The organism is Acrocarpospora pleiomorpha (genome assembly GCF_009687885.1).
GTDB lineage: Bacteria > Actinomycetota > Actinomycetes > Streptosporangiales > Streptosporangiaceae > Acrocarpospora > Acrocarpospora pleiomorpha.
In genome coordinates this window covers 17,588-39,500 of the sequence record NZ_BLAF01000040.1, presented here as the reverse complement: position 1 = coordinate 39,500, position 21,913 = coordinate 17,588, and the positions used below count along the sequence as shown (strand labels likewise).

General features: G+C 71.3%; 22 protein-coding genes. 11 read left to right on the top strand and 11 right to left on the bottom strand.

Annotation, left to right across the window (positions count from 1 at the left end):
• Positions 1-26: 26 nt before the first annotated feature.
• On the bottom strand, positions 27-860 hold the full coding sequence (locus Aple_RS30640; protein WP_246264888.1) for a Sco1979 family transcriptional regulator: 834 nt from the start codon (positions 858-860) through the stop codon (positions 27-29).
• 279 nt (positions 861-1,139) lie between these two features.
• On the opposite strand from Aple_RS30640, the gene Aple_RS30635 reads away from it, so the two are divergent.
• Positions 1,140-1,643 carry an ATP-binding protein gene (locus Aple_RS30635; RefSeq protein WP_155348188.1) on the top strand — a complete coding sequence of 168 codons (504 nt, stop codon included), beginning with the start codon at positions 1,140-1,142 and terminating at the stop codon, positions 1,641-1,643.
• Here the strand turns inward: Aple_RS30635 and Aple_RS30630 are convergent.
• Positions 1,640-3,730, bottom strand: coding sequence for an MMPL family transporter (locus Aple_RS30630; protein WP_155348187.1), 2,091 nt, complete (start codon positions 3,728-3,730; stop codon positions 1,640-1,642). The two genes, Aple_RS30635 and Aple_RS30630, sit on opposite strands and share 4 nt — an antisense overlap.
• Positions 3,731-3,768: 38 nt before the next feature.
• Positions 3,769-7,152, bottom strand: coding sequence for an ATP-binding protein (locus Aple_RS30625; RefSeq protein WP_155348262.1), 3,384 nt, complete (start codon positions 7,150-7,152; stop codon positions 3,769-3,771).
• 104 nt (positions 7,153-7,256) lie between these two features.
• On the opposite strand from Aple_RS30625, the gene Aple_RS30620 reads away from it, so the two are divergent.
• Positions 7,257-7,922, top strand: coding sequence for a hemerythrin domain-containing protein (locus Aple_RS30620; RefSeq protein ID WP_155348186.1), 666 nt, complete (start codon positions 7,257-7,259; stop codon positions 7,920-7,922).
• On the opposite strand, the gene Aple_RS55705 is transcribed toward Aple_RS30620, so the two are convergent.
• Positions 7,919-8,635 carry a DUF5941 domain-containing protein gene (locus tag Aple_RS55705; protein WP_155348185.1) on the bottom strand — a complete coding sequence of 239 codons (717 nt, stop codon included), beginning with the start codon at positions 8,633-8,635 and terminating at the stop codon, positions 7,919-7,921. The two genes, Aple_RS30620 and Aple_RS55705, sit on opposite strands and share 4 nt — an antisense overlap.
• Positions 8,632-10,212 (bottom strand): CDP-alcohol phosphatidyltransferase family protein, encoded by a 1,581-nt coding sequence (locus Aple_RS55700; RefSeq protein WP_155348184.1) that lies wholly within the window; start codon positions 10,210-10,212, stop codon positions 8,632-8,634. Before Aple_RS55700 ends, Aple_RS55705 begins: the two co-directional genes overlap by 4 nt.
• A 240-nt stretch (positions 10,213-10,452) precedes the next feature.
• Here Aple_RS55700 and recO point away from each other — a divergent pair, with 240 nt between their 5' ends.
• Positions 10,453-11,220, top strand: coding sequence for a DNA repair protein RecO (gene recO / locus Aple_RS30605; protein ID WP_155348183.1), 768 nt, complete (start codon positions 10,453-10,455; stop codon positions 11,218-11,220).
• Between the two features lie 13 nt (positions 11,221-11,233).
• Positions 11,234-12,004 (top strand): isoprenyl transferase, encoded by a 771-nt coding sequence (locus Aple_RS30600; protein ID WP_155348182.1) that lies wholly within the window; start codon positions 11,234-11,236, stop codon positions 12,002-12,004.
• Here the strand turns inward: Aple_RS30600 and Aple_RS30595 are convergent.
• The 6 genes from Aple_RS30595 to Aple_RS30570 form a co-directional block, all read right to left on the bottom strand.
• A complete protein-coding gene (locus tag Aple_RS30595) occupies positions 12,001-12,525 on the bottom strand; it encodes a CGNR zinc finger domain-containing protein (protein WP_155348181.1) in 525 nt (174 codons plus the stop codon). The genes Aple_RS30600 and Aple_RS30595 overlap by 4 nt on opposite strands.
• 80 nt (positions 12,526-12,605) lie before the next feature.
• Entirely contained in the window at positions 12,606-12,986 is a 381-nt protein-coding gene (locus Aple_RS30590) for a Fur family transcriptional regulator (protein ID WP_155348180.1), read from the bottom strand.
• Positions 12,983-13,816: a metal ABC transporter permease gene (locus tag Aple_RS30585; protein ID WP_155348179.1), complete on the bottom strand. Its 834-nt coding sequence runs from the start codon at positions 13,814-13,816 to the stop codon at positions 12,983-12,985. The genes Aple_RS30590 and Aple_RS30585 overlap by 4 nt, the downstream gene beginning before the upstream one ends.
• A gap of 1 nt (position 13,817) precedes the next feature.
• Complete coding sequence (locus Aple_RS30580; protein WP_170321742.1) at positions 13,818-14,669, bottom strand: metal ABC transporter ATP-binding protein; 852 nt, start codon at positions 14,667-14,669, stop codon at positions 13,818-13,820.
• The gene (locus tag Aple_RS30575; RefSeq protein WP_246264887.1) at positions 14,666-15,592 is read right to left on the bottom strand and encodes a metal ABC transporter substrate-binding protein; all 927 of its coding nucleotides are present in this window, start codon (positions 15,590-15,592) and stop codon (positions 14,666-14,668) included. The genes Aple_RS30580 and Aple_RS30575 overlap by 4 nt, the downstream gene beginning before the upstream one ends.
• An 81-nt stretch (positions 15,593-15,673) precedes the next feature.
• The gene (locus Aple_RS30570) at positions 15,674-16,078 is read right to left on the bottom strand and encodes a DUF6703 family protein (RefSeq protein ID WP_246264886.1); all 405 of its coding nucleotides are present in this window, start codon (positions 16,076-16,078) and stop codon (positions 15,674-15,676) included.
• 40 nt (positions 16,079-16,118) lie between these two features.
• Between Aple_RS30570 and Aple_RS30565 the strand changes: the two genes are divergently transcribed.
• The 7 genes from Aple_RS30565 (at position 16,119) to Aple_RS30535 (ending at position 21,908) form a co-directional block, all read left to right on the top strand.
• On the top strand, positions 16,119-16,412 hold the full coding sequence (locus Aple_RS30565) for an antibiotic biosynthesis monooxygenase family protein (RefSeq protein ID WP_246264885.1): 294 nt from the start codon (positions 16,119-16,121) through the stop codon (positions 16,410-16,412).
• A 99-nt stretch (positions 16,413-16,511) separates the two neighbouring features.
• Positions 16,512-17,876: a glycine--tRNA ligase gene (locus Aple_RS30560; RefSeq protein ID WP_155348258.1), complete on the top strand. Its 1,365-nt coding sequence runs from the start codon at positions 16,512-16,514 to the stop codon at positions 17,874-17,876.
• 215 nt (positions 17,877-18,091) lie between these two features.
• Positions 18,092-18,232: a hypothetical protein gene (locus Aple_RS30555; RefSeq protein ID WP_155348177.1), complete on the top strand. Its 141-nt coding sequence runs from the start codon at positions 18,092-18,094 to the stop codon at positions 18,230-18,232.
• Entirely contained in the window at positions 18,229-19,212 is a 984-nt protein-coding gene (locus tag Aple_RS30550) for an AAA family ATPase (RefSeq protein ID WP_246264884.1), read from the top strand. The genes Aple_RS30555 and Aple_RS30550 overlap by 4 nt, the downstream gene beginning before the upstream one ends.
• A complete protein-coding gene (locus Aple_RS30545) occupies positions 19,209-20,108 on the top strand; it encodes a DUF58 domain-containing protein (protein WP_155348176.1) in 900 nt (299 codons plus the stop codon). Before Aple_RS30550 ends, Aple_RS30545 begins: the two co-directional genes overlap by 4 nt.
• Positions 20,105-21,052: a VWA domain-containing protein gene (locus Aple_RS30540; RefSeq protein ID WP_155348175.1), complete on the top strand. Its 948-nt coding sequence runs from the start codon at positions 20,105-20,107 to the stop codon at positions 21,050-21,052. The genes Aple_RS30545 and Aple_RS30540 overlap by 4 nt, the downstream gene beginning before the upstream one ends.
• A gap of 10 nt (positions 21,053-21,062) precedes the next feature.
• Complete coding sequence (locus Aple_RS30535) at positions 21,063-21,908, top strand: S1C family serine protease (protein ID WP_155348174.1); 846 nt, start codon at positions 21,063-21,065, stop codon at positions 21,906-21,908.
• The last annotated feature ends 5 nt before the right edge of the window (positions 21,909-21,913 follow it).

Here is a 21,913-nt window from a genome sequence, read left to right as displayed (position 1 = left end):
GTTGTGTTTGCAGGTGTGCGTGCACGCTAGAGAGTTTTGAGGATGTCCTCCAGGAACGCGGCGGTCCGGGAGACCGGCATGGCCTCCACGCAGAGGGTGTTCATGACCTGCATGTAGCGGTCGACTTCTTCGGGTTTCTCCAGGTAGAGGGCGCTGGTGAGCTGCTCCAGATAGACCACGTCGGGGAGTTCGCGCTCGTCGAACCGCAGGATGGTGAACGGACCTCCGGCGGCTGCGTGGCCGCCCCGGTCGAACGGCACGATCTGCAGGGTCACATTCGGGTTACGAGTCGCGTCGAGCAGGTGCTCGATCTGCCCGCGCATCACCTCGACACCGCCGAGCGGGCGGCGCAGCGCGGCCTCGTCGATCACCGACCAGAGTTTGACCCCGTCCGGGCCCTCCAGGCGCTTCTGCCGGGCCACGCGTAATGCCACCCGGCGGCCGATCTCGTCGTCCGGGGAGTCCTCGTGGCCCAGTTTGATGACCGCGCGGGCGTAGTCCGGCGTCTGCAGCAGGCCGTGCACGAACTGGACCTCGTAGCTGCGGATGATCGCCGCGGCCTCCTCGAGGCCGACGTAGACCTCGAACCAGCTGGGCAGCAGATCGCTGTACTTGTGCCACCAGCCGGGGGTGTTGGCCTCCCTGGCCAGGGTGAGCAGGACGGCCCGCTCGTCGGGGTCGGTCAGGCCGTACATGGTGAGCAGGTCCGCGACGTCGCGTTCCTTGAAGCTCACGCGGCCCAGCTCCAGGCGGCTGATCTTCGCGTGCGAGGCGCGGATGATGTGTCCCGCGTCGTCCGGGGAGATCCCCTTCGCCCGGCGCAGCCGCCTGAGCTGCGCGCCCAGCAGGATGCGCAGCACGGTGGGACCTCCGCGCGAATATGGGAGGACGCGCGGTTCCTCGCTTGCGTCAGGCGCCACGTTCACGTCGACTCCAGGGCTGGGACGGACGACTGCCGGAACAGTGAACCATTGTCGCATTGCGGGCACGTTGCGGGTAGCCGATCTTAGACCCGAGCTGACAACTCCATGGTTATGAATATTTACCGGGAATCTGGGGATGTACGTACCGATGCACGTGCATCCGTGATTGCATATGATGTTACAGGGAAGGCCGAAAGTTCACCTTCAAGGACGGCGATGACCGCACATCTGGCAGGGCTGGGAGCCGCGACCGCGCCTTCTTGGCTCATTCCGGAGTTCGAGTCGGTTGTGGGGCCTGACTTGAGCTGGCCCGCACCCGCCAGCTGCGCTCTGCGAGCGGGTGCGGGCTCGGCCTCGGTCGCCAGGCGGTTCGCCGTCCAGACCCTGCGCGAGTGGGGCCTGCCGCAGGTCGCCGACGATGTCCAGCTGGTGGTATCCGAGCTGGTCACCAACGCGCTGCGGCATGCCCTGCCCGACGGCATGAACTCCGGCGCGTCCGGCGCCCCCGTCCAGCTGCGGATGGTCAACCAGAGCGTGCACGTCGCCTGCGCGGTCCTCGACCCGAGCGAGCGGGTGCCGATGATGTGCCCCGAGGATGATTTCGCCGAGTCCGGGCGGGGCCTGCTCCTGGTCCAGGAGCTGAGCCTCACCTGGGGCTGGACCATCCTGCGGGGCACCGGCAAGGTCGTCTGGGCGATCTTCACCGTTCCCGGGGGTTAAAGTCGGGCCAATTCCCGCTCAGGAGCCGCCGCGTGCGCGGTCTTCGGGAGCAGGCGGTCGAGCCAGCCGGGCAGCCACCAGTTGGCCCGCCCCAGCAGGGCCATCGTGGCGGGCACCAGCACCATCCTGACGACGGTCGCGTCGATCAGCACGGCGGTGGCCATGCCGACCCCCGTGGTCTTGACGGTCACGTCCGGGTCCAGCGCGAAGCCGATGAAGACCGCGACCATGATCGCCGCGGCGCTGGTGATCACCTTGCCGGTGGCGGCCAGGCCGCGCACCACGCTGCCCCGGGCGTCGCCGGTGGCCAGCCAGTCCTCCCTGATCCGGGAGAGCAGGAAGACCTCGTAGTCCATGGACAGGCCGAACAGCACGGTGAACATCAGGATCGGCACCCAGCTGGAGATGGGCCCGCCGTGCGGCAGCCCGACCAGGCGCGCGCCCGCGTCGGTCTGGAAGACCACGGTGATCACGCCGTACGCGGCAGCCACCGAGAGCAGGTTCATCACCGCCGCCTTCAGCGCCACCACCGGGGCCCGGAACAGCACGGTGAGCAGCAGCAGGGACAGGGCGACCACGAACGCGACCACGATCCACAGCCGCTCGGCCAGCCGGTCGGAAATATCACCGAATCCTGCGACAGTTCCGGTCACCATCACGCCGTCGGGCAGGGTGGCGCGCAGCCGCTTGACCAGCTCCGTGGTGCGCTCGTCCTGCGGTCCCGTGGCCGGTTCGACCGTGAGGACCGCGGCGTCGCCCTGGACCAGCGGGGGCGTGACCGCCTTGACCCCGACCTGGCCCGGCAGGGCGGCGGTCACCTGGGCGGCCAGCGGAGCGGGCATGGCGAGCACGATCGGGCCGTTGGCGCCGGAGCCGTACTCCGCGGCGACCAGGTCGTAGGCGACCCGGGTGGTGTTGCTCTCGGGCTGGCTGCCCGCGTCCTGCGGCCAGGTGCGCATGCCCAGCGTGGGGGCCGCCAGGGCGAGCAGCACCACCAGGGCGGCCAGCGCGGACCGGAGCGGCCTGGCGCCGACCCAGCGCGCCCAGCGTTCGGTCCGGGTGGGGCCGGTGCGCACCGCCGTACGGACCGGGTCACCCGTGCGCTCGCGGCGGGGCAGCACCCGGCGGCCGGCCAGCCCCAGCATGGCCGGGACCAGGGTGAGAGAGGCGATCATGACCGCGCCCACGGTCGCGAACGTGGCGTACGCGAACGAGGCGTACACCGGCAGGGTGGACAGGTTGAGACCGAACAGCGAGACCAGCACGGTCAGACCCGCCACGAGCACCGAGGAGCCCGCAGTGGCGGTTGCCTCGGCCGCCGCTTCGCGCGGAGACAAGCCCCGGCGCAGCCCTTCCACGTGCCTGCTGACCAGGAACAGCGCGTAGTCGATGCCGACGCCCAGGCCGACCATCGACGCGATGGTGGGAGCAGTTGACGAAATGTCGGTCACGGCCGCCAAAAGCGTGATGAGCGAGGTGCCGACGCCCAGACCCATCAGCGCGACCAGGATGGGCAGCCCGGCCGCGACCAGCGAGCCCAGCGCGGCCACCAGGATCAGCAGCGCGGCGATCACGCCGACCGCCTCGGCGGAGCCGCTGGGCGCGGAGAAGTTCTCCGGCACCTCGCCGCCGAACGCCACGGTGAAGCCCGCCTTCTCGACCGGTCCGGCGGCGGCGCGCAGCGCGTCCACACCCTCGGAACCGGAGAAGTCGGTCACCGGGACGCTGTAGTTGACCGCGACCAGCGCCGTGTCGCCGTCCGCCGACAGGCGGGGCGGCGCGACCATGGCGACGCCGCGCATCCCTTTCAGCCGGGCCGCCAGCTCGGTCAGCAGCGGCTCGGGAACGGCCCGATCGCCGTGGACGACCACGCGGGCGGTGGCGCCGGACAGCTCGGGGAAGTGCTCGGCCAGATAGGCCGTCCCCACTTGATAGGGAATGCCGGGAATCGAGTAATCGTCATGCGTGTCGCCCCCCGCGACCCCGGCCACGCCGACGGCGGCGACCAGGGCGAGGAGCCAGGCGAGGAGCGTGCGCCACGGATGGGCCGCGGACGCGCCGCCGAGGCGGCCGAGAAGACGAGCCATGGGGTGTCCTTTTCATCAGGTTGCACCCCTACGGTCGGTCAGCCCTCTTGCCCGCCTCTTGGCGCCGTCTTGGAGTCCACTCCGAGCGCCGCCTCCTCGGCCTCCGCCGCCCACGTGGCAGCGCCGTAGACGCGCGCGATCACAGCCGCGTGCCGGTAGCTCGCCACCGCCTCCGCCGGCCGCCCGGCGGCCAGCAGCAGATCGCCGAGCGTGTGCGCGACCGGCCTGGCGGCCACCGACAGGGACGTGGTCCCGGGCACGAGGTCCTCGATCTCGCGGAGCGTCTCGATCATCTCCGCCATCTCGGCCGGGGTGCCGAGCCGCGCCGCCGCCTGGCCGCGCATCACCGCGTACATGGAGTAGTAGTAGTCCCGCCGCAGCGCCTGCCCCCGCGCCCGCGCGGCCTGGGCCTGCTCCACCTGGCCGGCCGCGAGCAGGGCGAGCGCCACGATGTCGGCCGCGATCGGCCCGTACGTCTCGAACAGCAGGTCGATGGCGGGTGCGTACTCGGCCAGCCTGCCCTGGCTGAGCCGGATCCCGAACACGGCGAAGGCGTGCCCGCCCTCGGCGTGGAACGAACCGGCCCGCGCCAGCGCGGTATACGCCTCGAGGTAGCGCTGCTCCGCCTCCTCCAGCCGCCCGGCGATCTGGACCAGCGCGGCCTCGGCGACCATGCCGACCGCCCCGGCCTCCACCATCTGGTACGCCTTCGCGATCTCGTGCGCCCGGTCCAGGTGCGCCCGCATGCGCCCGACGTCGCCAAGCACGCAGCGCCCCCGGGCCGCGAGGAACTCGCCGTACCAGCGGTAGGCGACCATGTGGTGGGCCACCGCGATCTCGATCAGCCGCTCGCTCAGCTCGACCACCCGCCGCGGTTCGGCCTCCATGCGGCAGCACCGGATCTGCACCACCAGGTTGATGGCCTCGGCCGCGGGGTCGTCCATGGTCGCGACCAGCGCGTCCAGCTCCGCCGCCGCGGCGGCGGCCCGCGGATCCTCCTCGCCCTCCATCTCGGAGTACACCATGTCCAGCAGCCGGCACCGCGTCAGCGGCTCCAGGTCGTCGCGGCGCAGCACCCGCGCCAGCAGGTCCAGCGTGCGCTCGTCCACCACCCCGTACGGCGTGATCTGCCAGGGCGTGGCCTCGGTCCAGGAGGTGAACGCGGTGATCAGCAGGTCGTCCCGGCCGGTCTCCTCGGCCAGGTCGATCGCGCGCTGCCGGGTCTGCCTGGCGGCGGCCACGTCCCCGGACAGCACGTGCGCCTGGACCAGCCGGGCCAGCAACTCCATCCGGCGGCCATCCCGGTCGCCCACCTCTCCGGGCACCCGCTCGAAGCACTCCAGCGCCTGCGCGAACAGGTCCGCGGCGGTGTCGTGGGCATAGCGGCGGGTGGCGAGCTCCCCGGCCCGGATGGAGTAGTTCATGGCCCGCTCGGCGGTGGCCGAGGTGGCCGCCCTGGCGTAGTGGTGGGCCAGCGCGGGCAGGTCGCCCGGATGGAGCCGGGCGATCGAGTCGGCCACCCGGGCGTGCGTCCTGGCCCGGCGCATCCGGGACAGGTCCTGGTGCAGCGTGTCGCGGACCAGCGCGTGGGCGAACCTGACCCGGCCCGGCGCGGGTTCGGTGAGCAGCCCGGTGAGCACCCCGGCCTCCAGCGCCTCCAGCACGCCGTCCTCGTCGGTGTCGGCGGCCTCGACCAGAACCTCCACCTCGGCCTCGCGGCCGACCACGGCGGCCAGCCGGAGCACGCTCACGGCCGGTGCGGGCAGCCGGGCGAGTCGCCGCCTGAGCACGTCCCGCACCCCGTCGGGGACCGCGCCCAACCGGCCTTCAGAATCCAGCAGCCGGGCGCTCTCCCGCACGTAGAACGGGTTGCCGCCGGTCTGCTCGGCGAGCGAGGCGAGCGTGTCCCGGTCCACCGGCCTGGCGCAGATCGAGGAGACCAGCGCCTCGATGTCGGCGGCGGACAGGCCGGCGAGCGGCAGCCGGATGGGGGAGTGCCGGGCCAGCTGGGCGAACGCGTCCTCCTGCGACTCGGTCACGTCGGACGGGCGGAACGCGGCCACCAGCAGGATGCGCGCCCCGGCCAGCTCCTCGGCCACGGCGGTGAGCAGGCCGAGCGTCTCGGCGTCGGCCCGGTGCAGGTCGTCCAGGATGATGGCGATGGCCCGGCCGGGACCGTTCCCACCCGCGCTCATCCCGCGCAGCCACGCGCAGACCGCGCGGTGCAGCCGGAACCGGCCGATGGCCGCGTTCTCCTCGGTGGGGTGCTGCCCCTCGCCCAGCAGCGGCGCGAGCTCGGCCTGGTAGGCGCCGAGCGGCACGTCCCCGGTGAGGGGGCGGAGCGCTTCGATCCAGGCCCAGGCGGGCGGCGCGCCGTCGTCCTCGGGGCAGCGGCCGGCGGCGATCCGCCAGTGTTCGGGGCCGAGCCCGTCGATGAGCCGGTTGATCAGGGTGGACTTGCCCGCGCCCGGCTCGCCGCTGATCAGCACCAGGCGTGACTCGCCCGCGAGCGCGTCCCGCGCGGCCGTGGCCAGCACGGCCAGTTCGGTGTCCCGCCCGACGAACAGCGGTTCCGTCGCCCGGGTCTCGGCCGGTTCGCGGGTCCCGGCGGCGACCGGCCGCGGGGCGCGGGGCCGGGTGGCGGCGGTGAGCACGGCCAGGTCCTGGTTGAGGATGGCTCGTTCCAGTTCGACCAGCGCGGGGCCCGGGTCGAGGCCGAGTTCCTCGGCGAGGGTGTGCCGGGCGCGGCGCAGCGCGGCCAGCGCGTCGGCCTGCCGTCCGCTGCCCCACAGCGCCAGCGCGAGCAGCCGCCAGCTCTCCTCCCGGAGGGGATGGCGCCGGGTGAGCAGTTCGGCTCCGGGCACCGCCTCGATCGGGGGCGCGGAGTGCAGCGTCACCTCGACCAGTAACTCCTGCGCGCCGAGCCGGATCTCGCCGAGCCGGACGGATTCGGCGATCGCCCACTCCTCGTCGGCCACTTCGGCGAACGCCTCGCCCCGCCACAGGCCGAGGGCCTCGCCGAGCGCCTTCCTGGCCGCGGCCGGGTCGCTCTCGCTGAGCGTTCTGGCCTGCGCGGCCAGCCGCTCGAACCGCCAGGCGTCCACGGCGTCGGGGTCCAGCCGGATGGCGTATCCGGGGGCGGCGCTGACGATCACTTCGGCGGGGGCGCGCGGGGGCCTGTCGGGTTCCAGCAGGCGGCGCAGGTTCGCCACATAGGACTGGAGCGAGGCGGTCGCCTTGGCGGGCGGCTCGCCGCGCCACAGGTCCTCGATCATCCGGTCGACCGAGACGACGTCGCCCCGCATCGCCACCAACAGAGCCAGCACCGCACGCTGCCGGGGACCCCCCAGCGGTACGGATCCGTCGCCCACACGGGCGTCAAGCGGTCCGAGCACCCGCAGGAGCACCGGCACACGAGCCATCACGTGGCCAAGCGTAGTACTGCCTCGGTCCCAAGACCGTCCCAAGAGGGCTTCAAGACGGCAGGTGGAGATTTATCAGCACACAGACCAACGAAGGAGCAGAAATGTCCACCGCCACCCAAGACCGTCCGTACGTCCACGAAATGGTGATCATCCACCGGGTGTTCCGGCGCGAGTCCCGGCTGCTGCCGCAGGTCGTCGGCCGGGTCGCCGCCGGGGATGTCGCGCGCGCCAAGGTGGTCGCCGAGTACTACCGCACGTACGCCGAGGGCCTGCACCACCACCACACCAACGAGGACAACCTGCTCTGGCCCAAACTGCTGGCCCGGGTCGACCTGGAAGCCGAGCTGGTGCTCCGGATGGAGGCCCAGCACGAGGTTGTGGCCGACACGATGGAGCGAATCACCGCCCTGCTACCCGAGTGGGAGCGCACCGCCGCCCTCCACCTGCGCGACCAGATCATCGCCGAACTCGGCAGGCACCGCGACGCGCTGGTGGAGCACCTGGGCGAGGAGGAGGAGCGCATCCTGCCGCTGATCTCCGAGCACATCACGGTCGCCGAATGGAACGCCCTGGGCGAGCAGGCGTTCCGCGAGATGGCCAACGACTCCACGACCAAGAAGCTGATCTCCCTCGGCGCCATCCTGGAGGAGATCACCCCGGCGGAGTACGCCCACTTCATGGCCGACAAGCCCGTCATGGTCAAGCTGATCTGGAACCTGCTCGGCAAGCGCGTCTACGCCAAGCAGATCAAACTCATCCGAGGTTAGCCCTGTTCGGCGTCTCCCGTCGCGGCTTCCATAGCCTCCTCCGGGCTGGCCTCCAGGTCCTGGTCGGCGGAGGCCTTGTCCAGCGCGGACGCCTTGTCCAGCCGCACCCAGCTGGTCACGCTCTCCACTGAGAACAGCACCACCAGATACGCGGTGAGCAGCCCGGCCACCCAGGTCAGCTGTCCGAACGCGGCTCCGGCTCCGATCACCAGCAGCCGGACCTCCCAGCCGAGACCCGCTTGGAAGATCCAGGCGGGCGGCCAGATGCTCTGCCTGGTCCGGTAGACGGTGTCGTAGGTGTGGTAGCCGACGATGTAGATGAGCACGAAGAGCAGCCACTTGGGCGTCTGCTCGGCCAGGCCGAGCAGGATGATGGTGAGGAACTCCGCGCCGCGCAGCAGCGGCGGGGTCAGCCAGTCGAAGCGGCCCAGATGGTCCCGGGGCGCGGTCGGCACCACCAGCGCCACCAGCACCAGCGCCGGGACCAGCAGGATCGGGCCCTCGGTGAGCACGCCGGCGACCGCCAGCGCGACGATCGCGAGCAGGGCCGCCAGGGTCGCCGGAACCGGCGGCAGGCCGGGCCCGAGGCGGTTCTTCAGGACGGCGACCAGCGGTCCGTCGTCGCGGTAGGCGAGCAGCCGCTCGGTCTGGATCCGGCGGCGCTCCTCGTCCGGGTCGGGGAGCGGGGTGACCTGCTGCGGGTGCGTGATCATGCGAGCGACCTCAGGAGACGTCCGGTCAGGGTGTAGGTGGCCGCGACGCCGCCCCAGACGATCAGGGTGAGGAACGTCACCCGGGGGTCGAAGAACGCGGTGACCAGGGCGATGGCGGCGAACCGCTCGCCGATCGGGAAAACGATCATCTTGCGGGCCCAGTGCATCGGGCGGAACCGCCCGGCCCTGGCCCAGAACCGGAGCATGGCGTGCACGCCGCCGCTGCGGCTGAGCTTGCGGGTCTCCAGCGCCTCGCGCAGCGGCCGGTCGTCGGCCACGGTCAGCTCCAGGGTGGGCAGCGGCACCGGCGGCTTGCGCCGGTTGGCGGCCCCGAAGGAGAAGTCCAGCAGGTGCTTGACCGACTGGAGCGCCAGCGCCACAAGGGCCAGCGTCCACACGCCCTCGCCGTCGCCGAACTGGCCGGAGACGGTCGCGCCGACGGCCAGGCCGACGAAGCAGGCATACTCTTTGAACCGGTCGAAGGTCGCGTCCAGCCAGGCGCCGAGCACGCCGAACTGGCGGGCGTAGCGGGCGACCTGGCCGTCCACGCAGTCGAAGACGAACGCGAAGTAGATGAGCACGCCGCCGGCCACGTAGCCGGGCCGGGTGCCGGTCGCGAACGCGCCCGCGGCCAGCAGGCCCGTGAAGATCGAGATCAGCGTGACCTGGTTGGGGGTCAGGCCGCGGCGGGCCGCCCAGCGGGCCAGGAAGCGCGAGTAGGTGCTGACGAAGAACGTGGTGAAGAAGCCGTCGGCGCCCTTGACCGCGTTGTCCAGCCGGGCCCGGTCCTCGTTGAAGGCAGCCATCTCGGCGAGCGCGGCCACCGCCTCGGCGGGGTCGTGCAGGCGGCGGTAGAACAGGTCGCGGCGGCCGCGCACGCCGACCGAGACGCCCCGCCGGACCAGGCCGAACACCAGCAGCTCGGTGACGTCGTCCTCCGGGCCGACCAGGTGGACCAGGTCAGCTAGCTCGCGGGCCACCTCGGCCAGCGTCGCCACGTGCTTCTGCTGCACGTGGATGGGCCCGAGCAGAGCCGCGTTGGGGCGGGTGACCGCGTGGTGGGCGGTGCCCACCGAGATCACCCGGCCGCGCCCGGCCCGGGTGCGCTGCGGCAGCCCCTCCAGCACGGCCGTGCCGATCTCGGGCTCGGCCTCCTCGATCGGGGGCGGCTCGGGCGCGTTCTCGTCCCGCTCCTCGCGCAGGATCAGCGCGATCGCGCCGCGCTTGGCCTTGGTCAGCTGGTAGATCAGCTCGTCGTGCAGCAGCGCGTTGGCGGGCAGGATCAGCACGTTGTCGGTGGACCCCTCCACCGCGTCGGCCAGCGCGCGCAGGTCACCGGCCACGTCGGCGCTCTCGGCCACCCGAGCCGGCTGGACGCGGAACGCCGCCGCGTCGGCGGGCCTGGCGATCGTGACGGGCTCGGGGTCGAGGGAGGCGAGCTGCTGGAGCAGCCTGCCGTACACGGTGGGGGCGCCGGGCAGCGACGGCAGCGGCAGGTCCGTGGGGGGGACGGGCGGCGCGCCGGCCTCGGAACCGATCGGGCCGGGCGAGGAGCCCAGCAGGACCACGCGGGTCATGGCACCCTTTCAGGCGGGGGTCAGTCATTCAGGGCGGCGGTTACCAGGTGGCCGGTCAACCATCTGATACGGAAAGCCCGCCAGCGCGCCAAAGCTTAGTGACCTTTCGGTTAAGCCGTAGCACCCCAGGTTTACCCCACGTCAACCCGATGTCCAAGCTAGGGACGGCTTTTCCGCCCCAGGCAGCACCCCAATTCTTACCGAAATTTCCCTATTTGTGACCCGGAGTAGCATGAGCGGGTGAGTCTTTACCGTGACGAGGGCGTCGTGCTGCGCACCCACAAGCTGGGAGAAGCCGACCGAATCATCACCATCCTCACCAAGCGCACCGGCAAGGTCAGAGCCGTCGCCAAGGGCGTGCGCAAGACCAAGTCCCGGTTCGGCGCCCGGCTGGAACCCTTTACCCACGTGGACGTGCAGCTGCACACCGGCCGCTCGCTGGACATGGTCACCCAGGTAGAGACCCTCCGGCCGTACGGCGAGGCGCTGGGCGCCGACTACCCCCGCTACACGGCGGGCACCGCCATGCTGGAGACCGCCGACCGGCTCACCCCCAGCGAGAAGGAGCCCGCGCTCCGCCAGTTCCTACTGCTGGTGGGCGGGCTGCGCACGCTGGTGGACGGCTCGCACGAACCCCGCCTGGTGCTGGACGCGTTCTTCCTGCGCTCCCTCGCGGTGGCCGGCTACGCCCCGGCGCTGGCCGAGTGCGCCCGCTGCGGCGCGGAGGCGGTCCGGGCGTTCGCGATCGTCGCGGGCGGCGTGGTCTGCGGCGCCTGCCGCCCGACGGGCGCGGCCGTGCCGGCGGCGGAGACGATCGCGCTCATGATCGCTTTACTGCGCGGGGACTGGCCCGCCGCCGACGCCTCGCACGCCCGCAACCGGGTCGAGTGCAGCGGCCTGGTGGCCGCCTATCTCCAGTGGCATCTGGAGCACGGGATCCGCTCGCTACGCCACGTCGAACGCACGGAGTCTTCATCCGCCCCGCACGTTTCCCCCACACGGAGCTAATACCCTCGTGGGCATGGTTCGACCGCCTACCCCGCATCCGTCAGGGGCCACCCCGCCCGCAATCCCGCGCGAGTCCGTGCCCCGGCACGTCGCGATCATCATGGACGGCAACGGCCGCTGGGCCAAGGCCCGTGGTCTGCCCCGTACGAAAGGGCACGAGGCGGGCGAGGCTTCGCTGTTCGACGTCATCGAGGGGGCGATCGAACTCGGCATCCCGTACCTGTCGGCGTACGCGTTCTCGACCGAGAACTGGAAACGTTCGCCCGACGAGGTGCGCTTCCTGATGGGCTTCAACCGGGACGTGATCCGGCGGCGGCGCGACGAGCTGAACGCGATGGGCGTGCGGGTGCGCTGGGCCGGCCGGCCCGGGCGGCTGTGGAAGAGTGTCATCTCCGAGCTGCAGACCGCCGAGGCCATGACCACCCGCAACGCCACCCTGACCCTGCAGTTCTGCGTCAACTACGGCGGCCGGGCCGAGATCCTCGACGCCGCCGTCCGGCTCGCGGGCGACATCGCCGCCGGCCGGGTCAAGGCGGGCCGGGTGAACGAGCGGCTGTTCTCCCGCTACCTGGACGAGCCGGAGATCCCGGACGTCGACCTGTTCGTCCGCTCCTCTGGGGAGCAGCGCATCTCCAACTTCCTGCTCTGGCAGACCGCGTACGCGGAGATGGTCTTCCTCAACCGCCTCTGGCCCGACTTCGACCGCCGCGACCTCTGGCAGGCGTGCGAGATCTACGCCCAGCGCGACCGCCGCTACGGCGGCGCCATCCCCAACGCCGTCTAAGCTCTGCGCCGCGCCCGATACGCGGCCACGTGCATCCGGTTCCCGCAGGTACGGCTGTCGCAGTAGACCCGGGACCGGTTGCGCGACTCGTCCACGAACACGTGCGAGCAGTCGGGGGCCGAGCAGGTCCGCAGCCGGTCCCGCTCACCCTCGACCAGCACGTGCGCCAGCGCCACCCCGCAGTCGGCCGCCAGATGCTCGGCCAGCGAGGCCCCGGGCGCGAAGTAGTGCACGTGCAGCGGGAACCCGTCGTGCTGGGTCAGCCTGGGCGTGATCCGGGTCCGCCCGAGCAGCGTGTTCAACCGCTCGATCGCGACCGGATCGTCCGGGGCGGTGAACACGTCATGGAAAGCGCTCGCCAGCGCGCGCACCTCGGCCAGATCGCCGGGGTTCAGGAACTCCACCCCGCTGACCTTCCGGCGGAGCACGAAGGCGGCGAGCTCCTCCATGTCCGCGGGCGGGGTGTTGACCAGATCGACCGCCGTGGCGAGCGAGTACACCATGTCATGACTGAATGGCATGTTGACTCCTGTCGAGCCCCGTCTTCAACTTGTCCAGGAAGCGTATCCCCCCGGAAGGACTCCTGCGGCCGCTCCAGTTCTCAGCGCGGACCTGAGCAGTCGGCGCAGGTGCCGAAGACCTCCACCGTGTGCGTGATCTCCACGAACCCGTGCTCGGCCCCGATCGCCTCCGCCCAGCGCTCCACGTCGGGCCCGGCCACCTCCACGGTCCGGCCGCACACGCGGCAGACCAGATGGTGGTGGTGCACGCCACTGGCGCAGGCCCGGTAGACGGCCTCGCCGTCGTCGGTGCGCAGCACATCCACCCGGCCGTCGTCGTTGAGCGCCTGCAGCGCCCGGTAGACCGTGGTCAGCCCGATCTTCGCGCCGACCGACCGCATCTCGGTGAAGATGTCCTGCGCGCTGCGGAAGCTCTCGCTCCTGCGGAGAATCTCGTGCACCGCGTCGCGGCTTCTGCTCATGATATGGACTCCCGGGTACGGCTTCGCCGTACGAATCTACCCACCGCGAGGGCCACGGCGAACCCGGCGAGGGCGAGCAGGACGATCGCCGCGCCGGACGGCACGTCCAGGTAGAAGGAGGACGTCAGCCCGCCCACCGTGGCGAGCACGCCGAACAGCATGGCCAGGGCCATGGTGGCCCGGAAACTGCGGGTCAGCTGCTGGCTGGTGGCCACCGGGACCACCATGAGCGCGCTGACCAGCAGCAGGCCCACCACCCGCATGGCGACCACCACGGTGACGGCCGCCACCACGGCGATGAGCAGGCCGAGGAAGCGGGTGGGCAGGCCGGCGGAGCGGGCCACCTCCTCGTCCTGGCAGAGCACGAACAGCTCGCGGCCGAAGACCGCCAGCACGGCCAGCACCAGCACGGCCAGGACGGCGATGACCCACACGTCCTGCCGGTTCACGCTGGTGATCGCGCCGAACAGGTAGGAGTTGAGCGAGGCCGTGCTGCCGCCGGGGGTCAGGTAGATCAGCATGACGCCGCCCGCCAGGCCGCCGTAGAACAGCAGCGCCAGCGCCACGTCCCCGCTGGTCCTGCCCCTGGCCCGGACCAGCTCGATGACGACCGCGCCGAGCGCGGCCACCACGACGGCGGTCAGCACCGGCGCGGTCCCGGTCAGGAAGCCCAGCGCCACGCCGGTCAGCGCGACGTGGCCGATGCCGTCGCCGAGCAGGGCCAGGCGGCGCTGCACGATGAAGGTGCCGACGGCGGGCGCGGTCAGGCCGACCAGCACGGCGGCGGCCAGCGCGTACCGCATGAAGTCCAGGGACAGCAGCTCTATCACGTCATAGATCCAGGTTCTCGGTGCGCGACCCGATCGCGGCGTCCGACCAGCCGGAGAGCGCTCCGGCGCCGGGGTGGGGGGCGTGCGGGTGCACGTGGTCGTGCCCGGGCAGCGCGTGCGCGCCGACGGCCTGCGGGGGCGGGCCGTCGTGCACCACGCAGCCCTCCTTGAGCACGACCGCGCGGGTGATCAGCGGTTCCAGCGGGCCCAGCTCATGCGCCACCAGCAGCACGGTCCTGCCGCCCTTGATCAGCCCGGCCAGGGTGTCGGCCAGGTGCCGCTGGCTGGCCGCGTCCACCCCGGCCGTGGGCTCGTCCAGCACGAACACGTCCGGTTCCCCGGCCAGCGCGCGGGCGATCAGGACCCGCTGCTGCTGGCCGCCGGACAGGGCCTGGACGGGGTCCCCGGCCCGGTCGCTCAGGCCCACCTCACGCAGGGCGCGGGCGACCGCCGCCTTGTCCGCCGCGCTGGTGGGGCGCAAGCGGCTCTGGCGGGCGATCCGGCCGGAGGACACGATCTCGCGCACGGTCGCGGGCACGCCGCCGCCGACCGAGAGGCGCTGCGGCACGTAGCCGACGCGCCACCACTGCCGGAACCGGGCGGGGGGCGCGCCGTACAACTCGGTGGCGCCGCCGGACAGGGGGATCAGGCCGAGCAGCGCGCGGATCAGGGTGGACTTGCCGGAGCCGTTGGCTCCGAGGACGGCGACGACCTCGCCCTCCTCGATGGCGAGGTCGATGCCGCGGAGGATCTCCCGGCCGTCCAGGCTGATCCGCCCGGCGGTCATCCGGAAGGCCGTCGTGGCGGGCACGTTCACCGCCTTTCCCAGGTCGTGCGCGGCAGGTGCGGTCATGTGCAGCCAAGCGCGGTGCGGAGGGTGGCGAGGTCGCCCCGCATGGCGGTCAGGTAGTCGCCGCCGGCGGGCTGGCTCTCCAGCGGATTGAGCACCGCCGTCTTCGCGCCGACCTCTTGGGCGAGGACCTCGGCGACCTTCGGGCTGACGAGCTCCTCGGTGAAAATGGTAGTCACCTTCTTCTGCTTGGCGATCCCGGCCACCTCGGCCAGGCGGGCCGGGGAGGGCTCGGCGTCCGGGTCGATGCCGCTGATGCCGATCTGTTCGAGCATGTAGCGGTTGGCCAGATAGCCGAAGGCCGAGTGGCTGGTGACGATGGCGCGGTTGGCGCAGGTGGTCAGCCCCTGCTGGAACTCCTTGTCCAGCGTGTTGAGGTCGGCGGCCGTGGCGGCGGCGCGCTCCCGGTAGCCGGACGCGTGCGCCGGGTCGGCGGTGGCGAGCCGTTCGCCGAGTTTGGTGGCGATGGTGGCGAAACGGTGGGGATCAAGCCAGATGTGCGGGTCGTAACCGATGTCCTCGTGCGCGTGCCCGTCTTCTTCGTGCTCTTCCTCGTGCGTCACGGTCGCGAGGGTGGGGACGACTGTCGCGGCGTCGAAGCCCTCGCCGGCGGCGTGCTGCTGGACGGCCTCGTCCACGGCCGGCTGCACGCCCTTGATGTAGACGATCAGCCCGGAACTCTGGATGTCGGCGACCTGCCGGGGTGACAGCTCCAGGTCGTGCGGCTCGACACCCGGCTTGGTGAGCCCCTCCACGGTCACGTCGGCCCCGCCGACGCGCTGGGACAGCCACTGGAGAGGATAGAAGGCGGCGGCGACGTGGAGCTTGCCCCCGGCCTGGGCCGATTGAGGAGATCGATCGGCGATGGACCCGCAGGCGGGCACGGTGAGCAGAGCCGCCCCCGCGACGGCTATGAGACTACGCAAGCGCAAATTTCCGGACATCACGCTTACGAGTATGAAGGAAAATGAAAACGGTTGTCAAAACTGTCCGGTTTATCCGCCGTGTCAGATGACCCCGAACCGGGTGAGTGCCACTAGCAGGAGAAATGTGCCCAGTGCCACCCGAAGCAACCGCCCACCCGGCCGCAAGGACGGCCAGGACATGTACGCCAGCCACGCCACGAACCCGAACACCGGCAGCACCGCCAGCCCGCCACGCCAGTCCGCCACGGCGAATCCCACCAGCAACAGCACGACCAGCAGGACCGGCACCAGCCAGCGCGGCAGCTGGTAAAGAAACACCAGCACCGTCGCGCTGCGCTGCTCGACCGCCCGGCGGAACCCGGTCGCGCCGGGCGTGAAGAACTGTTCCCCCGCCGGCAGCGGACGCTTGGCCGCGGGCTTGCGGGCCGGCGGCCCTGGCTTGGCCAGCGGGTGCGGTGATTTGCGGGGTTTAGAGGTATCGGCCACGGTCACGAGCCTAACGCCGCGACTCCACCAGGGTGATGGCATGCTGGGGCCCATGCTCGCCGTGATCCGCTATTCGGTGCCCGAGGCGCAGACCGACCAGTTCACCGGTCAGGCCGCGGAGATCCTCGATCTGCTCGCCGCCCAGGACGGATTCGTCCGCGGCCAGGTGAGCCGCTCGGTGGACGAGCCCAACCTGTGGGCCCTGGTCAGCGAGTGGGACGGCGCGGGTTTCTACCGCCGTGCCCTGTCCGCGGCCAGGATGGCGATGTATCCGCTGATGACCCTCATGATCAACGAGCCCAGCGGCTACGAGCAGGTGTACGGAAAGGGCTGAGCGGGTCACCTCGGGATTCCCCTAAGCTTGGCGGATATCAATCCCAGCGCCGACACCCAGCCGGATGGAGCCGCACTCATGGCACGTCGTACCGACGTCATGGAAACCATCGTCAGTCTCGCCAAGCGCCGCGGGCTCGTGTACCCGTCGAGCGAGATCTATGGCGGACTGCGCGCTTCCTGGGACTACGGTCCGCTCGGGGTCGAGTTGAAGAACAACGTGAAGCGCGAGTGGTGGAAGAGCGTGGTGCAGGGCCGCGACGACGTCGTGGGCCTGGACTCGTGCGTGATCCTGGCCCGCGAGGTCTGGGTCGCCAGCGGCCACGTGGAGACCTTCACCGACCCGCTGACCGAGTGCCAGTCGTGCCACAAGCGGTATCGGGCCGACCACCTCGAAGAGGCCTACATCGAGAAGCACGGCAAGGCCCCGGAGCACGGCCTGGCCGACCTGGTCTGCGTGAACTGCGGCACCAAGGGCGCGTTCACCCAGCCCAAGCAGTTCAGCGGCCTGCTGAAGACCTACCTGGGCCCGGTCGAGGACGAGTCGGGCCTGGCCTACCTGCGCCCGGAGACCGCCCAGGGCATCTTCATCAACTACCTGAACGTGCAGCAGTCGGCCCGCAAGAAGATCCCCTTCGGCATCGGCCAGCAGGGCAAGTCCTTCCGCAACGAGATCACCCCGGGCAACTTCATCTTCAGGACCCGCGAGTTCGAGCAGATGGAGATGGAGTTCTTCGTCAAGCCGGGCACCGACGAGGAGTGGCACCAGTACTGGATCGACGAGCGCCTGCGCTGGTATGTCGATCTGGGCATCGCCAAGGACAACCTGCGGCTCTACGAGCACCCGAAGGACAAGCTGTCCCACTACTCCAAGCGCACGGTCGACATCGAGTACCGGTTCAATTTCACCGGCGCGGAGTGGGGCGAGCTTGAGGGCATCGCCAACCGCACCGACTTCGACCTGAGCAGCCACGGCAAGGCCTCCGGGGTGGACCTGTCGTTCTTCGAGCAGGAGACCGGCGAGCGGTATGTGCCGTTTGTCATCGAGCCTGCCGCCGGAGTCGACCGGGCGGCGCTCACCTTCCTGCTCGACGCGTACACGGTGGATCAGGCTCCCAACGCCAAGGGCGTGATGGAGGAGCGCACGGTCATGCGCCTGGACCACCGGCTCGCGCCGGTCAAGGTCGCGGTGCTGCCGCTGTCCCGCAACGCCGACCTCTCCCCGAAGGCCAAGGACCTGGCCGCCCAGCTGCGCCGCCGCTGGAACGTGGACTTCGACGACGCGGGCGCGATCGGCCGCCGCTACCGCCGCCAGGACGAGATCGGCACGCCGTTCGCGATCACGGTCGACTTCGACACCCTGGAGGACCACGCGGTCACCATCCGGGAGCGGGACACGATGGCCCAGCAGCGGGTGAGCCTCGACCAGGTCGAGGCCTACCTGCGCCAGCACCTGAACGACTAGCCCGCCCACGGGATCAGCGTCCGCGAGCGCGGTCCCAGTCCTTGGCTGTGCCCACGGGTCCGTCCAGGAGGTCGAAGACCTCCTGGACGGACCCGTTTCGTCATGGCCAGAGTGGCGACTGATCGATTCCGAAAGATGAAGTAAAACGCTGATTTATGGGGGTTTTCGGGGCGGTTTGCTGACATGGGGTGATTGTTGCTTTGGGAAGGGGACCCATGTCTACTCGTTGGAAGGCGGCGGCGCTCGCCTCGGGGCTCGTGCTGGTGACGGCGGGGCCCGCTAACGCGGAACCCGCGCCGCGCCCGGAAGCCGAGCTGCTGCTCGTGGTGGACGACTGCCCGTTCCTCGAACTGTGAGCGAGTCCCAGCGGCTCGAACGCGCGCTGTTCGAGGTCAAGAGAGTGATCGTCGGCCAGGACAAGATGGTCGAACGCATGCTTGTGGCCATCCTGGCCCGCGGCCACTGCCTGCTCGAAGGCGTACCCGGCATCGCCAAGACGCTGGCCGCCGAGACCCTGGCCGCGGTGGCGGGGGGCTCGTTCGCCCGGATCCAGTTCACACCCGACCTGGTGCCCTCCGACATCGTCGGCACCCGCGTCTACCGCCCCTCGACCGAGAGCTTTGACACCGAACTCGGGCCGGTGATGGCCAACTTCGTGCTCGCCGACGAGATCAACCGGGCCCCGGCGAAGGTGCAGTCCGCCCTGCTGGAGGTGATGGCGGAACGGCACGTCAGCATCGGCGGCACCACCCACCCGGTGCCGACCCCGTTCCTGGTGCTGGCCACCCAGAACCCGATCGAGTCCGAAGGCGTCTACCAGCTCCCGGAGGCCCAGCGGGACCGCTTCCTGATGAAGATCGACGTCGGCTACCCGACCGAGTCCGAGGAGCTCGCCATCCTCTACCGGATGAGCGTGGACCCCCCGCGGGCCGCCCAGGTCCTCGGCCCGGACGAGCTGCTCGCCCTGCAGCGCACCGCCGAGACCGTCTTCGTGCACCACGCCGTCGCCGAATACGCCGTCCGCCTCGTCTACGCCACCAGAACCCCCGACAGGTACGGCCTGCCCGAGCTCACCCGCCTGCTCGCCTTCGGCGCCAGCCCCCGGGCCACCCTCGGCCTGGTCGCCGCCTCCCGCGCGCTGGCCCTGATGCGCGGCCGCGACTACGTGCTCCCCGGCGACGTCGCCGACCTGGCCGTGGACGTGATCGCGCACCGCCTGGTGCTCTCCTTCGACGCCCTGGCCGAGGGCATGTCCGCCCGCCACCTGGTGGAACAGCTGCTCAGGACCATTCCGCAGCCCAAGATCGCGCCTACCCAGGAGGAGGAAGCGGCGTGAGACCGCCCGAGGAGGTGCTGCGGCGGCTCGAACTCACCGTCACCCGCAAGCTGGACGGGCTGCTCCAGGGCGACCATCTCGGCCTGCTGCCGGGGCCGGGGACGGAACCGGCGGAGGCCAGGCCGTACCAGGCGGGGGATGACGTGCGGCGGATGGACTGGAACGTCACCGCCCGTACCGCCCTGCCGCACGTCAGGGATATGGTCGCGGACCGGGAGCTGGAGGTGTGGGTGCTGCTGGACGCGACCGCCAGCATGGACTTCGGCACGGGCCTGATGGAGAAACGCGCGCTCGCGCTGGCGGCCGTCGCCTCGGTGGGCTTTCTCACCCAGCGCACCGGCAACCGGATCGGCGCGCACGTGCTCCAGTCCGGCGCGATCCGGCGGCTGCCCGCCAGGACCGGCCGGGCGCACCTGATGGCGCTGATGCGCACGATCATGACCCTGCCCCGCGACGGCGAGGGAGTGCCCAGGATCGGCTTCGCCATGGACCAGCTGCGCCGGACCGTGCTGCGGCGGGGTCTGGTCGTGGTCGTCTCCGACTTCCTGGACCCGGCCGAGACCTGGGAGACCCCGCTGCGCCACCTCGGGGTGCGCCACCAGGTGCTGGCCGTCGAGGTCGCCGACCCCCGCGAGCTGACCCTGCCCGACGTCGGCGTGATCACCCTGGTGGATCCGGAGACCGGGCGGCGGCAGGAGATCGCCAGCGGCAGCGCCCGGCTGCGGGAACGCTATGCTGCCGCCGCCGAAGCCCAGCGCGGGAGCATCCGCGCCGCCATCCGCCGGGCCGGGGCCGCCCATCTGGCCCTGCGCACCGACCGGGACTGGCTGCGCGACCTGATCCAGCACATCCTGCTGCAACGCCGCCTGGCCCGGCTGGCGGGAGGCGCAGGATGAACTTCCTCGCGCCGCAGTGGCTGCTGCTGCTCATCCCGGTGGTCGCGATCGTCGCCGCCTACCTGGTCATGCAGCTGCGCCGCAGCAAGTACGCGGTCCGCTTCACCAACCTGGACCTGCTCACCAGCGTCGCCCCCAGGGGGCCGGGATTTCGCCGCCACGTTCCGGCCGCCGCCTTCTCGGTCATGCTCGTCCTGCTGGTCATCGGGTTCGCCCGCCCGACCGCGGAGGTCCAGGTGCCCCGGGAGCGGGCGACCGTCATCGTCGCCTTCGACGTCTCCGCGTCCATGCTGGCCGAGGACGTCGAACCGACCAGGTTCGCGGCCGCCCAGCAGGCCGCGCGCCGGTTCGCCGAGGGGCTGCCCCCTCGTTTCAACCTCGGTCTGGTGGCGTTCTCGCAATACGCGTCCATAGCCGTCCCGGCCACCACCGACCGGCAGGCCGTCCTGGACGCGGTCGACCGGCTGTCCACCTCCGCGGGCACCGCCATCGGGGAGGCCGTGTTCGCCTCCCTCGACGCGATCAGCACGATCGACGCGCAGGCGGGCGCGGACCCCCCGCCCGCCCACGTGGTGCTGCTCTCGGACGGCTCGATCACCACCGGGCGTTCCATCGCCGAGGCCGTTGCCGAGGCCACCGGCCGGCGGGTGCCGGTCTCCACCATCGCGTACGGCACGCCGCGCGGCATGATCCAGATGGACGGCCGCACCGTCCAGGTCCCGGTGGACGGCCCCGCCCTGAAGGACCTGGCCGACTCCACCGGGGGCCGCTTCTACGAGGCCGCCTCCGGCGACGAGCTGCGGGCCGTCTACGACGACATCGGCAGCTCGGTCGGGTTCCGGGTCGAGCGGCAGGAGGTGTGGCCGTGGTTCGTCGGCCTCGGCCTGCTCGGCGCGGTCGTCGCGGCCGGAACGTCCCTGTTCTGGTTCTCCCGGATCCCCTAGGAAGGCGCGCGTGACAGATCCCATCGGACTCGGGACGCCCAGCGGGCCGGGATTCCAGCAGGTGCCGATCGAGTGGCGGCCGGTGGCGCGGGCCGTACCGGAGCGGCAGGAGGAGCGGCGGCGGGGGGCTCTGGCGTCGGCGACGCTGGTGGCGCTGCTGGTCGGCGGCGTCGCCGGTGGCGCGGCCGGATGGCTGACGGGGCGGCCGGAACAGGAGCAGCGCGCCGTGGCGCTGCCCCGGTCGGCGGCCGGGCCGCTGCCGTCGGCGGGCAGCCTGAGCGGCACGGCGTCGACGGTGCTGCCGAGCGTGGTCTCGGTGGAGGCCGGGCGTGGCTCCGGTTCGGGCTTCGCGATCGACCAGGTCGGCCATGTGCTGACAAATGCTCATGTGGTGGATGACGCGGATTCGGTGACCGTGATCCTGCACGACGGGCGGCGGCTGTCGGCGCGGGTGATCGGCAGCGACGAGGCCTACGACCTGGCGGTGCTGCAGGTGGAGGCGGGGTCCGGGCTGGTCCCGGCCATGCTGGCCCGCTCGGCCGACGTCCGGGTGGGTGACCAGGTGCTGGCGATCGGGTCGCCGCTCGGCCTGGCCGGGACGGTCACGTCGGGGATCGTCAGCGCCCTGGACCGGGAGGTCCAGCTCGGCAACGGCGGCAGGCAGACCGCGCTGCAGACCGACGCCTCCATCAACCCGGGCAACTCCGGCGGGCCGCTGGTGAACGTGCGCGGCGAGGTGGTGGGCGTGAACACGGTCATCGCCACCCTGTCGCGGCGCGGCGGCAACATCGGCATCGGGTTCGCGATCCCCGTGGACCGGGCGGCCTCGGTCGCGGAACGCATCATCCGGGACTAGGTTCG

Excerpts from the sequence above, each read along its gene's own strand:
- Aple_RS30555 (WP_155348177.1), top strand. The coding sequence starts at position 18,092 with ATGTCTACTCGTTGGAAGGCGGCGGCGCTCGCCTCGGGGCTCGTGCTG.
- Aple_RS55700 (WP_155348184.1), bottom strand. The coding sequence starts at position 10,212 with ATGACCCGCGTGGTCCTGCTGGGCTCCTCGCCCGGCCCGATCGGTTCC.
- Aple_RS30590 (WP_155348180.1), bottom strand. The coding sequence starts at position 12,986 with ATGAGCAGAAGCCGCGACGCGGTGCACGAGATTCTCCGCAGGAGCGAG.
- Aple_RS30595 (WP_155348181.1), bottom strand. The coding sequence starts at position 12,525 with ATGCCATTCAGTCATGACATGGTGTACTCGCTCGCCACGGCGGTCGAT.
- Aple_RS30620 (WP_155348186.1), top strand. The coding sequence starts at position 7,257 with ATGTCCACCGCCACCCAAGACCGTCCGTACGTCCACGAAATGGTGATC.
- Aple_RS30635 (WP_155348188.1), top strand. The coding sequence starts at position 1,140 with ATGACCGCACATCTGGCAGGGCTGGGAGCCGCGACCGCGCCTTCTTGG.
- Aple_RS30565 (WP_246264885.1), top strand. The coding sequence starts at position 16,119 with ATGCTGGGGCCCATGCTCGCCGTGATCCGCTATTCGGTGCCCGAGGCG.
- Aple_RS30580 (WP_170321742.1), bottom strand. The coding sequence starts at position 14,669 with ATGACCGCACCTGCCGCGCACGACCTGGGAAAGGCGGTGAACGTGCCC.
- Aple_RS30630 (WP_155348187.1), bottom strand. The coding sequence starts at position 3,730 with ATGGCTCGTCTTCTCGGCCGCCTCGGCGGCGCGTCCGCGGCCCATCCG.
- Aple_RS55705 (WP_155348185.1), bottom strand. The coding sequence starts at position 8,635 with ATGATCACGCACCCGCAGCAGGTCACCCCGCTCCCCGACCCGGACGAG.
- Aple_RS30560 (WP_155348258.1), top strand. The coding sequence starts at position 16,512 with ATGGAAACCATCGTCAGTCTCGCCAAGCGCCGCGGGCTCGTGTACCCG.
- Aple_RS30540 (WP_155348175.1), top strand. The coding sequence starts at position 20,105 with ATGAACTTCCTCGCGCCGCAGTGGCTGCTGCTGCTCATCCCGGTGGTC.
- Aple_RS30600 (WP_155348182.1), top strand. The coding sequence starts at position 11,234 with ATGGTTCGACCGCCTACCCCGCATCCGTCAGGGGCCACCCCGCCCGCA.
- Aple_RS30625 (WP_155348262.1), bottom strand. The coding sequence starts at position 7,152 with ATGGCTCGTGTGCCGGTGCTCCTGCGGGTGCTCGGACCGCTTGACGCC.